This window comes from Bacteroidales bacterium (assembly GCA_014860575.1).
GTDB lineage: Bacteria > Bacteroidota > Bacteroidia > Bacteroidales > JAAYJT01 > JAAYJT01.
In genome coordinates this window covers 50,517-63,531 of sequence record JACZJK010000021.1, presented here as the reverse complement: position 1 = coordinate 63,531, position 13,015 = coordinate 50,517, and the positions used below count along the sequence as shown (strand labels likewise).

The 13,015-nt window shown below is 42.1% G+C and carries 11 protein-coding genes; all 11 read left to right on the top strand.

The window, feature by feature from the left end; translation table 11 throughout:
• Window positions 1-19: 19 nt before the first annotated feature.
• The 11 genes from IH597_05980 to IH597_05930 all read left to right on the top strand — a co-directional run bounded on the left by IH597_05980 (window position 20) and on the right by IH597_05930 (window position 13,015).
• Window positions 20-292, top strand: coding sequence for an ATP-dependent Clp protease adaptor ClpS (locus IH597_05980; protein MBE0661999.1), 273 nt, complete (start codon window positions 20-22; stop codon window positions 290-292).
• Between the two features lie 21 nt (window positions 293-313).
• The gene (locus IH597_05975; protein ID MBE0661998.1) at window positions 314-1,108 is read left to right on the top strand and encodes a M48 family metallopeptidase; all 795 of its coding nucleotides are present in this window, start codon (window positions 314-316) and stop codon (window positions 1,106-1,108) included.
• A gap of 217 nt (window positions 1,109-1,325) precedes the next feature.
• A complete protein-coding gene (locus IH597_05970) occupies window positions 1,326-1,793 on the top strand; it encodes an NfeD family protein (GenBank protein ID MBE0661997.1) in 468 nt (155 codons plus the stop codon).
• Window positions 1,794-1,799: 6 nt separating this feature from the next.
• Window positions 1,800-2,810, top strand: coding sequence for a flotillin-like protein FloA (gene floA, locus IH597_05965; GenBank protein MBE0661996.1), 1,011 nt, complete (start codon window positions 1,800-1,802; stop codon window positions 2,808-2,810).
• A gap of 195 nt (window positions 2,811-3,005) precedes the next feature.
• The gene (locus tag IH597_05960) at window positions 3,006-5,198 is read left to right on the top strand and encodes a bifunctional (p)ppGpp synthetase/guanosine-3',5'-bis(diphosphate) 3'-pyrophosphohydrolase (protein MBE0661995.1); all 2,193 of its coding nucleotides are present in this window, start codon (window positions 3,006-3,008) and stop codon (window positions 5,196-5,198) included.
• On the top strand, window positions 5,198-5,734 hold the full coding sequence (locus tag IH597_05955) for a hypothetical protein (protein MBE0661994.1): 537 nt from the start codon (window positions 5,198-5,200) through the stop codon (window positions 5,732-5,734). Before IH597_05960 ends, IH597_05955 begins: the two co-directional genes overlap by 1 nt.
• Before the next feature lie 693 nt (window positions 5,735-6,427).
• Entirely contained in the window at window positions 6,428-7,372 is a 945-nt protein-coding gene (gene arcC, locus IH597_05950; GenBank protein ID MBE0661993.1) for a carbamate kinase, read from the top strand.
• 93 nt (window positions 7,373-7,465) lie between these two features.
• Window positions 7,466-8,467: an ornithine carbamoyltransferase gene (locus IH597_05945; GenBank protein MBE0661992.1), complete on the top strand. Its 1,002-nt coding sequence runs from the start codon at window positions 7,466-7,468 to the stop codon at window positions 8,465-8,467.
• Window positions 8,468-8,710: 243 nt separating this feature from the next.
• On the top strand, window positions 8,711-9,430 hold the full coding sequence (locus IH597_05940) for a DUF2807 domain-containing protein (GenBank protein MBE0661991.1): 720 nt from the start codon (window positions 8,711-8,713) through the stop codon (window positions 9,428-9,430).
• A gap of 304 nt (window positions 9,431-9,734) precedes the next feature.
• Entirely contained in the window at window positions 9,735-11,813 is a 2,079-nt protein-coding gene (locus IH597_05935; protein ID MBE0661990.1) for a tetratricopeptide repeat protein, read from the top strand.
• 155 nt (window positions 11,814-11,968) lie between these two features.
• The gene (locus IH597_05930; GenBank protein MBE0661989.1) at window positions 11,969-13,015 is read left to right on the top strand and encodes a nucleotidyltransferase domain-containing protein; all 1,047 of its coding nucleotides are present in this window, start codon (window positions 11,969-11,971) and stop codon (window positions 13,013-13,015) included.

Genomic DNA, 13,015 nt, shown 5'->3' with positions numbered 1-13,015 from the left:
GAAACCAAATCTTATGAAAATGTCTTCCGAGAATCCGCAGCATACCGGGCAGACTAAAGAAATTAAATCTGATCAGAAGGATCTGATCTTGTTTAATGATGATCATAATACCTTTGACTTTGTCATTAAAAGTCTGGTTGACATCTGTCGTCACGATGCGGAACAGGCTGAACAATGTGCACTCATCACACACCTGAAAGGAAAATGCACTATCAGTATGGGAACCTGGTACGAATTGAAGCCTCAGCACGATCAACTTTCACTGCGTGGGCTAACTGTTTCCATCACCTAACAAATTGAAAATACTATGGTAATGGTTCATAAGAAAATTGCATTTCTGTTGGTAACACTTTTTATTGCCTCTTGTTCCACTGTGCCATTAAGTGGCCGGCGTCAGTTAAAATTGCTTCCGGAAAACATGCTCATTAATATGAGTTTGACTTCGTACAGTGAGTTCTTAGCCGAAAACCCGGTTTTACCTCCTGACAATCCAAATGCCATGCTTGTGAATAAGGTTGGTGACCGGGTTGCAGATGCAGTAATCACCTATATCAAGGATTCAAAAATTCAAAACCGCGTTTTTGACTTTGAATTTAACACGGTTCTAAACGATGAAGTAAATGCCTGGTGCATGCCGGGAGGTAAAATAGTATTCTATACCGGGATTTTCCCTTACACCAAAGATGAAGCAGGTATTGCCGTTGTGATGGCCCATGAAATTGCCCATGCAGTTGCCAATCATGGCAACGAACGTATGAGCCAGCAAATGGCATTGATGCTGGGAGCAGTCACACTTGATGTCGCACTGAGTGAAAAACCGCAGGAAACCAAGGATATATTTATGCTGGCATACGGAATCGGCGGCACGTTAGGAACCCTTGCTTACTCGCGTCAGCATGAATATGAAGCTGATAAGTTAGGAATGATATTCATGGCAATGGCAGGCTATAATCCCGAACGAACTTTAGAGTTCTGGCAGGAAATGGCCAAAATTAGCGGGCCCACACCACCCACATTTTTAAGCACTCACCCAGGCAGTGAAGACCGAGTGAAAGCTATTCAGGAATTTCTGCCCGAAGCTATGAAATATTATAAAAAACCCAACTAGACTTTTGAAGTGATTAATAACGTACATTTGTTTCCTCAACCAAGTAACCCAATTACGAATTACGAATTACGAATTACGAATTACGAATTACGAATTACGAATTACGAATTACGAATTACCAATTACCAATTACCAATTATGAATCTTGAATCCTGAACTCCGAACCTTGAACCTTGAACCTTGAACCTTGAACCTTGAACTTTGAACAACCTCCCCCATGTCCTGGACTCTAATCATCATTTTCCTTCTCGCCGGCCTATTGTTTATGCTGCTTGAAATCCTTGTAGTTCCGGGAGTTACCGTATTTGGAATACTTGGATTCGTAGCAATTGGTGTGAGTGTATGGCAGGCCTATGCTAGCCACGGTACACCTGAAGGTCATTACTTCCTGCTCGGTGCAATATTGTTCACGATATTGCTTTTGGTTCTGGCTTTAAAGTCAAAAACATGGAATAAAGTAATGCTCAGCACTGAAGTAAATTCAAGAGTAAATACTATCGAATTGGACAAAGTAATGGCCGGAGATGAGGGAACAACAGTTTCCAGGCTTGCCCCGGTGGGAAAAGCGATCATTAATGGTGAATTTTACGAAGTTGATTCTCTTGGAGAATATATTGAACCACAAACAAAAATCGTGGTTATCAGCGTAGATCATAGTAAAATAATTGTAAAACCTAAAACCTGATTAAACATGGACGATCCTAATTTCCTGATCATTATTGCTATTGGCGTGGCCGCACTGTTTGGCCTGTGGATAATTTTTTATTTCATTCCGGTGGGTCTTTGGTTCTCAGCCCTGGTTTCCGGTGTGCGCATTTCTTTATTGCAACTTGTGCTCATGCGCTGGAGAAAGATTCCTCCTACCGTTATCGTCAACAGCATGATTGCTGCCACAAAAGCCGGGCTTACCGTTTACCGCGACGACCTCGAAGCCCACTTTCTTGCCGGTGGCCGGCTTAAACAGGTGATCAACGCACTGATCTCAGCCGATAAAGCCAATATTGACCTGAGTTTTAAAATGGCAACCGCTATTGACCTCGCAGGACGTGATGTGTTCGAAGCTGTTCAGATGTCAGTTAACCCAAAGGTTATTACAACTCCAAAGGTAGCTGCTGTGGCAAAGGATGGAATCCAGTTAATTGCCACTGCCAGGGTCACAGTGCGCGCAAATATCAAACAACTTGTTGGTGGCGCCGGCGAAGAAACAATTCTCGCCCGTGTTGGCGAAGGTGTTGTTTCCTCAATTGGTTCGGCCGATTCGCATAAAAGAGTGCTTGAGAACCCCGATATCATTTCAAAAGCTGTGTTGGCAAAAGGACTCGATAGCGGTACTGCATTTGAGATTCTATCCATTGATATTGCCGATATTGATGTTGGCAAGAATATAGGCGCTTATCTCCAGATGGATCAGGCCAATGCCGATAAAAACATTGCCCAGGCCAAAGCGGAAGAACGCCGTGCAATGGCTGTTGCCGTAGAACAGGAAATGAAAGCTAAAGCACAGGATGCCCGTGCAAAAGTTATTCTTGCTGAAGCTGAAATTCCACTGGCTATCGCAGAATCTTTCCGTAGCGGAAATCTCGGAATCATGGATTATTATAAATTCCAGAACATCCAGGCCGATACAAAAATGCGTGAGTCAATTTCAGAACCCCCCACAACCGGAGCAAAGCTGAAAGACGACAACAACAACAAAAAGTAATTAAAGGCACTTTATAAGCCTGATGGCTTATTTTGTGTTTTCATGGCGCGAAGGGTCTGCATCAATGCTGACCCTTCATCTTTTTTGTGTATTAAGGGTATACTTGATGCGAATTCTGTTTTGATTACTCAAACCGTATCCGGCCGAACGCAATAGCCTCCCAAATGTCCTACCTTTGCATTGTATAAACAGGCTATGGAACAACAATCTGAACCAACATACACTCCTCAGATTATCAGCAAATACAAGGAGTTGCTATACATCACCCAGCCTTATCTTCAACAGGGTGATGTAAAACAATTGAGAAAGGCCTTTGAACTTTTGCTTGATGCTCATAAAGATTTCAGGCGTGAAACCGGTGAGCCTTTCTTTATACATTCCATTGAGGTCGCTAAAATTGTATCTTCTGAATTTGGCCTTGGCATCAGATCCATTATCGGCGCATTGCTTCAGGATGTACTTAACGATACCGATATAAAACCCGGACAAATTGAGAAAACGTTTAACCCGGCAATCAGGCAAATGCTTGAAACACTCAGTAAAATAGCCAGGCTGCGAACCGACAAGGTTTCATTACATGCCGAAAATTTTATCCGCCTGCTGCTTACCATTACTGATGATGTAAGCGTGATCATGATCCGGCTGGCTGACCGCCTCCACTATATGCGAAATCTTGAAGTGTTGCATGCCGATGACAAAGCCCGCCTATCAGCAGAAACCTCAATCCTGTATTCTCCTTTGGCTCATCGCCTGGGTCTATACAAAATAAAAACCGAGCTTGAAGAGCTTTCAATGCGTTATGCTGAGCCAGCCATTTATCAATCCATTGCCCACAAACTGAAAGAAACAGAAAAAGAACACAAAGAATACCTGAATGGTTTCACCTTGCCACTCCGTCGCATCTTGCTTGAAAATGGATTTAAGTTTTCTATTAAAGGGCGAACCAAATCCATTTTTTCTATCTGGACCAAAATGAAAAATCAGGGCGTGGAATTCGAAGAGGTTTTTGATCTTTTTGCCGTACGCATTATTCTTAATAACACACTCGAAAACGAAAAATCGGATTGCTGGAAAGTTTACTCCCTGGTTTCGAACCTTTACCAACCTGATCCGAAACGCTTGCGCGACTGGGTGACCACACCCAAGGAAAATGGTTATGAATCACTGCATACCACAGTGATTGGCCCGTTAAAACGCTTTGTTGAAGTACAGATCCGAACCCAGCGCATGGACGAAAATGCCGAACAAGGCCATGCTTCGCATTGGATGTATAAAGGTTCGTCAAAACAAAACAAAACAGATGAATGGCTCAACCACCTTCGGTTGATGCTTGAGAAACCACCTGATGAAGTGAGTTCGCAGCCAGCATCATCAACTGATAAGGAAGCGGCAGAGCATATATTTGTGTTTACTCCTCAAGGCGACCTGAAAAAACTGCGGCGTGATTCTACCGTGCTGGATTTTGCGTTTGAGGTTCATACCGGATTAGGCGAAAAATGTGCAGGTGGCCGTGTAAATAACCAGCAGGTTCAAATCAGGCATATTCTCAAAAATGGAGACCAGGTAGAGATTATTACTTCGCGTAATCAGAAACCAAATCTCGACTGGCTGAGTTGGGTCGTAACCAGCCGTGCAAAGAACAAAATCAAACGCTACCTGCGCGAAGCCCGCTTCAATCGAAGCGAGGAGGGCAAGGATATTTTGCGAAGGAAATTAGGCCAGCTTGATCTGCCGTTCAACGATGAGGTGCTCAATAAACTCATGTCGCACTTCACTACAAATGAGCCCCTCGAATTATATCAATGGATCGCTGAAGATAAAATTGATGTGGCCGATATCAAAATTGTATTGCTGGGGTCACAACCAAAACCTGATTTTGAATTACGCGACAAGATCAAGGAAAAAATCGCTAAAAAGATAAGCTCCGAAGCAGTTCACCAGTATGCAATGTTAATTGAAGGAAGCCCGGGCTTTGCGGATTACAAATTAGCCAAATGCTGTATGCCTGTTGTAGGGGAAAATATTTTTGGTTTTGTTACAGTGAGCGAAGGCATAAAAATTCATAGCATTCATTGCCCTAATGCATTACAGATGCGCGAAAAATACAGTTACCGCATCGTAAAAGCAGAATGGGTCAAACGCGAAGAATCATCAGGAAAAGTATCTGAACTCCATATATCGGGAACCGATCGTCTTGGTATTCTCAACGATATTACCCGCATCATCAGCGATGACCTGAAAGTAAATATGCGATCCGTTTCGCTTGACTCGAAAGGCGGCAATTTTGAAGGTGTAATCAAGGTTTTTGTCGGCGATAAGAAACACCTCGATTCATTATTGCACCGTATTGCCAAGGTTAAAGGAGTTCTTAAAGCAGTTGCATTGTGATGCTGAATATTAAAATGGATCAAACTCAACAATTACCTTCAGGGAAACGCAATGCCCGCAGCATACATATTTTCACTGAAACATTTTCCGAAGGTGAGTGGCACAGCTTCAAAGTACTGAAGCTAATGCAAATACCAGGAGAGAACGTGTACTATTTGCTGGAAAGTCTGCAGGGGAACCGAATACTAATGACTGCAAAATATTATGACGGCTATGGTATTATTCCTGGGACTACCATAAAATGCCTTGTTGACAAAATCAATTGCTCAGGAAAAATTTACCTCGAACCAGCGCATCCTTATTACGAAGCCGGGAATAGATACTTATTTCACGTGATTGGAAGTGAACAATTCACTGACCGAAAAGGACGCAGTATTACAAGGTTTATTGCAGTCGGACCAAGTCAAGAGGAAAGCATTGCCACGATAGACACACGTCAAGCAGCCCAGGCTGGGGCATTAATCAGCGCAATATTTGTCGGCACTCGCAAAGGAGTATTGATTCTAAAGGAAATAGAAGTTCTTAACAATTGTTAATAACAGCCGTTTGAAAGTTGTGCGCTTTTGCAGGCAAAAAAGTCTTGACAGCCCTACCCTGTTTGACATACCTTTGTTCGACCAAGCCAGGGATAAAAGGCAGCCACCTGAACGCGGATAACAGCCCGGCCCGATCGAGAGTGAAAGCAAGGGAACCTCGAAACCAGCGGCAAATTCTTCGGAAAGCGCCAACGGAAACAATCAGGTAGATACTAGCAGCGGCAACACAACGCAAGGCGTGAAACCATAGCATGTATGTTCAGAACAATGGGTTTTGGAATGTGCGAAACACGGTAAGCAACGGGTAATTCCAATGCACCGAATTAGAATAATTCCAGAAACGCCTGGAGACAGGCACCCAATCTATGATCCTGTCATAATAACAGTAACTTGGAATCCGGTAAAAAACTACGGTTCTTACCAGATTGAATGGGAGGTTGCTCGGCCAGAACAGCTTCCCATTCTTGTTTTATGCCCTGTCAGTATCCCATAATAAGCCATTTGGCAATTCAGGAATCTTTCCTATCTTTGCACAGTGATTGAGTCAACTGTATAATTTTCAATAAATTTCGAACCATCATTGAAAACAGCATTTGTTTGTTGCAGATGAGATCAGAATATAAATAACAGATATTGAACCGCCGGCCAACAGCCGGTTGATTTTTATAGAAACCCTAATTAATTCTAATTTTTATGAGCAAACTAGCTGTTGTGGCTTTTGGTGGAAATGCATTGCTTCGCGGCGATCAAAGAGGAACCATTGATGAACAGGAAGCCAACGCCCTTTCAACAAGTCAGCGCCTGCTGACACTTATCAAAAAAGACTATGATCTTGTCATTACTCACGGCAACGGTCCCCAGGTTGGTAACATTCTGCTTGCAAATACTGCCGGTGCAACATTGCACGGACTTCCTGATATGCCTATGGATGTGAGCGTTGCATATTCTCAGGGTTTTATCGGTTATATTATTGAGCAACAATTGAGAAACGTGCTGAAGGCAAATGACCTTGAACGTGATATTATCACCATCATCACACAAGTTCTGGTTGACAAGGAAGATCAGGCTTTCAAAAACCCCACCAAGCCCGTAGGACCTTACTATTCCAAAGAAGAATCTGATAGGATCGCAACGGAAACCGGCGCTATTTTCAAAGCCGATCCACGAGGAAGAGGTTTCCGTAAGGTAGTTGCTTCTCCACAGCCATTGGCAATTCTGAACCAAAAGTCAATTGCTAAACTTGCACGCGCACATGAGATTGTGATCGCAGTAGGCGGCGGAGGAATCCCCGTTTTCTTTGCTGCTGAGAACAAGGTTCAGGGAATAGATGCAGTGATTGATAAAGACCTTGCATCGGCTTTGCTGGCAGTTGGCATCAATGCCGACAAATTTTTCATCCTCACTGATGTGCCCAAAGTATGCCTTCATTATAATACACCTCAGCAAAAAACAATTGACCAGATGAGTGTGAAAGAAGCCCGCCAATATATTGAAGAAGGACATTTTGCTGAAGGCAGTATGGGGCCAAAAGTAAAGGCTGCCGTTCATTTCGCAACGCACACCGGTAAAGATGCCATTATCACAAGCACAGAAATGCTTGGCGTTGATAATGGTGGAACACGGGTTTCGGTTGTTTAATATTCCTGATTCAGTTATAGAACAAATAGAAGCATTGAAATGTGCTTTCAGCTTTAACTTAGCATAACACATAAACACTTAAATACTAATAACATGGCTTTTAATCTAAGAAACCGCAACTTTTTAAAACTGCTGGATTTCACACCACAGGAAATCAATTTCTTGCTCAGCCTATCACAGGACCTTAAAAAGGCAAAGTATGCAGGCACAGAGCAGCAAAAACTACAAAACAAGAACATCGCGCTAATTTTCGAAAAAGACTCTACCCGCACACGTTGCGCCTTTGAAGTTGCAGCTTTTGACCAGGGAGCAAGGGTAACATACCTCGGGCCTTCCGGTTCGCAAATTGGAAAAAAAGAATCCATGAAGGATACTGCACGCGTGCTTGGACGTATGTATGATGGCATTGAATATCGTGGATATGGCCAAAAAATCGTTGAAGAGCTGGGCGCATATGCCGGTGTTCCGGTTTGGAACGGGCTTACCAATGAGTTCCACCCTACACAGGTACTCGCTGATTTTCTAACAATGATGGAACACAGCGACAAGCCCCTGCACCAGGTTTCGTTCTGTTACCTCGGTGATGCACGCAACAATATGGGAAATTCCCTGATGGTTGGGGCAGCCAAAATGGGTATGGATTTCCGCTCAGCGGCTCCAAAATCATTGCTGCCAAACGAAGATCTTGTTAAACAATGCCGTGAGATCGCAAAAGAAACAGGTGCAAGGATCACTCTTACCGAAGATGTTGCCGAAGCTGTAAAAGGCGTTGATTTCCTTTACACCGATGTATGGGTATCAATGGGTGAACCTGAACATGTATGGAAAGAACGTATTGAACTGCTTAAACCTTACCAGGTAAATAAGGAGTTGGTAGAATTAACTGGCAATCCGAAAGTAAAATTCCTTCATTGTCTGCCAGCTTTCCATAACAGGGAAACCACCATTGGAGAAGATATCTTTCAAAAATTTGCTCTTAACGGTATGGAAGTAACCGACGAGGTTTTTGAATCGCCATCATCAGTAGTTTTCGATCAGGCAGAAAATCGTTTGCACACAATCAAAGCTGTGATGGTGGCTACACTGGGTAGCTGATTCACTGCATAGTTTGTGATGTACAAGGGTGGTTATCTCATAGGTCGAATCTTGTCATCCTGAACGAAGTGAAGGATCTTTACCTGCCTGTAAGTTAGATTCTTCGCTTCGCTCAGAATAACAACTTACCATAACCCTACAAAATTTGAGACAGTCTGCTTCTATTTTTGCATGCAATTATTTTGAACATGTAACCTTATCTTTGCAGACAGCGTCCTACATTCGCAAACAAACAAAAAACGTATGAAAACCAAATCAACCATTGCGATTGCAACAACTTTACTAATTTGCGTTTCAGTATTTTTAACCGGCTGTGATGAAATGATATCCGGGAGCGGTCGGATAAGCAGCGAAACCCGTGAAGTATCATCGTTTGATGCCATTGAAATCTCAGGTGCATTTCATGTTTACCTTATTCAGGGAAATAATGAAAGCCTGGTGATCGAAGCCGATGACAACCTTTTGCAGTACATTGAATCAGGTGTTAGGGGTGGCAGGCTTTATATCGAACCGCGAGCTTTCAGTTTTCGAAACCCGACTTTAAAGGCATATATTACATTCCGTGATCTTGATGAGATCAGGGCTAGCGGCGCTGTTAAAATTACAGGTGAAACATCATTAGAATTCGGGCGTTTGCTGATTTCTACAAGCGGGGCTTCTGATATTGACCTGGAATTATATGGAGAAAGGCTGGAACTTAAGGTAAGTGGGGCCGGTAAAACTCATATTGATGGTGAGGTTGAAAAAACAATAATACGCTTGTCTGGCGCATCCAAGTTAAACGCTGAATCTTTGTACGTTGAAAAAATGGATATTAATATTAGTGGAGCCGGGTCAGCCAATGTAAGAGTAGAGGATGAACTGGTTGCAAATATATCAGGAGCTGGAAATATCCGTTACATTGGTGATCCCAGGGTTCATTCAAAGGTTTCAGGCGCCGGTAATGTAAAAAGGCTGAAGTAATCAAGTATATATCTTCGGCAAATCAACTCAAGCAGTGCCGGAGTTGATGACATTTTGTAAGTTATAGTTCACTAACACTTCCGTAAATCCAGGTATATAATTGTATTTGCAGAAATGTCGTTTTTTTCTTGACTCTTGGCCGTGTTCAATATTTTGATATCTTTGACCCTCTCTGGAGATTACAAAGATATACCTGGATTCAATGCAGCAACATCAACATTCAGTAAGGTTGCAACTTTGCATATTGCTTTTAACAGCGATCCTATCATTTGTTAGCACGCAATCAGCCTTAAGTCAGCAAACAATGCGCGATAGCCTCCGGAAAGCAATTCATACCGCTAATGAAGAAACACAACGCTTACATGCCAGGGTCCTGCTCGCAGCAGAGTTGATCCCAAAGGAGATGGACTCGGCATATAACCTTATAGCGGCTGCTTCAGAACTAAAACATGCGGATTCAGAAATAGAAAAAGCCGATTACTACAACACATTGGGAGTTTATTATTGGTATAAAGGTGAATTTGATAGTGCAATTCAGGCTTTTAAGCCAATCATCTGTTTAACTGAATCACCACAATTGCTCATGCGGCTGGCGCGCGCCAATAACAATATTGGAGCCATGTATAACCGCCTACAACAGCCCGACAGCGCCAGAAAATATCTTACAGAAGCGCTTCGTATTGATAGCGAAAGAGGCAATAAACCAGGGGTTGCAAAAACCCAGCATGATCTGAGTATCATGTATTACCGCCTTGGAAAATTTGAGTTGTCATTAAGGTACCAACTCGAATCAATAAAAGTTAATGAGGAACAAAATGACACTCTACGCCTGATCCATGGCTACAATGTGCTTGGTAATATTTACTCTTCGTTAAAAAAGGATGACAAGGCGCTGGAAAAATATCTTAAAGCCATTGAACTTGATAGCCTTTACGAACCCACTTCTATGGCGGCTCAATTCTATAACAATATCGCTGCTAATCTTTGTGACAAGCCCGAAGAGTTTGAAAATGCCATCATGTATGCTTCTAGAGGCTTAAAAGAAGCCATCGGGAAGAATGACAATACCCTAATTAGTATTCTCCATTGTAATATTGCAGCAGCATATCTTTCTGTTGATCAGCCTGAAAAAAGCCTTGATGAGCTAAAGACTGCCCTTTCTTATAGCTTAAAAGAAAAGTCGCCAAAAGAACTTGATGGTTTATACCTTACTTTGGCCAAAACGCACCTGATGCTCGGGAACATTGACTCAGCGAAATTTTACGGCAATAAATCGCTTGGAATTTCAGAAGCAAGCAAGGCAATTAAACGGCAAAGCGAGGCTTTAAATATATTGCATTTAGCTGACAGCACAGCAGGCAATTACAGATCATCTCTCGACTATTTTCAAAAAGCCGGTGCATTGAGAGATAGTATGTGGAATGTCGAAAATAGAAATCGCATTTCTGAATTGGAAATCATTTATGAAACTGATCAGAGGGAAAACGCTAACCAGTTATTGGATGAGCAGAACAAGCTAAACCAAAAGGTGATCAGAAACCAAAAACTCCTTATAATATTGAGTATTTCTATTTTGGTTCTAACCATAATTATTCTATTTCGCGAACGCTGGATCAAAAAGAAAATTTTAATTAAAAACGCAGAGATCGTAAAGCAAAAAGATGAAATCAACAATCAAAATTTCAAACTGCTGGAATTAAACAGTACCAAGGATAAATTCTTTTCAATTGTTTCGCACGATCTGCGTGGGCCGTTTTCTGCTTTGGTAAGCCTGCTGCAAATCCTGGAAGAGGAGTACGACCAGATGAATGATGATGAAAAAAGGCAAGTCATCCATCTGCTTCACGAGAGCAGTACCAATACTTTTAACCTCCTCATAAATCTTCTTGATTGGTCGCGAACCCAAACCGGTATGATTGAAAATAAACCAGTGAGGATTGAATTGCACGCAGCAACTCAGAAAGTGATTGATTTGCTTGAAAGCAGGGCCAGACAGAAAAAACTTAACCTCATCATCGAAATTCCTGACTTTCTCTATGCTTTTGCCGATCCACATCTATTGCAAAGCATTCTCATCAACCTGATCAACAATGCAATTAAATATTCAATGCCCGATAACATCATAAGGATATCGGTTTTACCTACAGAGAATGATGTGAAAATCTGCGTGATTGATAACGGCATTGGTATCCCCGAAAACAGAATAAAAGATCTGTTCCGACTTGACTCTAATTTCAAACAACCTGGCACTAACCAGGAACCGGGTACCGGACTTGGCCTCATCATGGTTCATGAATTCATGCAGCTCATTGGGGGTAGAATTTCCATATTCAGCGAAGTTGGTAAAGGAAGCACATTCTGTGTAACCCTTCCGGCAAAATAAAATATTTCCTTTCAAAATATTCTCTTAGAATCGTAATCTGGCGTCTAACATTGCCCTAAGGCCAAACAATAGCAGGCTTTGGCTGTTGTTTCTCTTAAACCGGTTTTTCCGGTTCGAAAATTAGCATGTATAATCCCTTCACGCATTAACATTTCATGGCTTCGCCAGCTATCAAAATACAAGCGGTTCAAAACCAACTTGCTTTTGAAATTGCCACGGTTCAAAAAGCTACTACTACCGAAGCTGCCAGCAATTTCCTGCCAATTAAAAATCATCCTCTCGCGTTATCGTTCTTAAGGACAGTAATCTATTTTGATGTTTTCGACTACCCACTAAATGAAAAGGAAATTTTCGCGTATTGCGATCACAAAATAACGGATATCAATCTTGCCCGGAAGATTTTGCACCGGCTTACAACCACCAATTACCTGAATCTTGATTCAGGATTTTATTACCTCGGCAACGATAATTCTAAGATCAAACGACGTGTTGAAGGCAATAAGCTTGCAGCAAAGCGAATGCGCGATGCCAGGTTTTATTCCAGGATCATTGCAATGTTCCCGTTCACACGAGGCGTATATATTTCCGGTTCATTGTCAAAGAATTACATGGATAAAGAAAGTGATATTGACTATTTTATTATCACGAAGCCAGGTCGTTTATGGCTGAACCGAACCTTGCTGGTGCTTTTCAAAAGGCTTTTCCTGTTTAATTCAAACAGAAACTTCTGCATCAATTATGTTATTGACACCGATAATCTTGCGATCCCCGAACGGAATGTTTATGCAGCTACTGAAACTGTTTTGCTGCTGCCAATGTACAATCATAAGCTTTTCAATGATTTTCTTGAAGCCAATCTGTGGTTCCGCGAATATTACCCAAATTATTCTCTACCCCAACAACGCACTGAACCACGAATTCCACTTTTAAAAAGGTTGGCAGAAAAAATGCTGGACAACGCCTTGGGTGATAAGCTCGAAAATTATTTCTACAAGCTCTCTGTCAGGTTCTGGAAAAAAAAGCACAAAGAAATGGACAAAACTCTTTTTGAACGGAATCTGAAGTCGGCCCGGGGCATCTCAAGATATCATCCACAACGGCAACAATTTCGGATACTCGATGTATATTACCGCAAAATCCGGGAATTTGAAACTGCCACAGGCTTACTTATCAACAAGGAATCCGGCGCTGAATCCAACTAA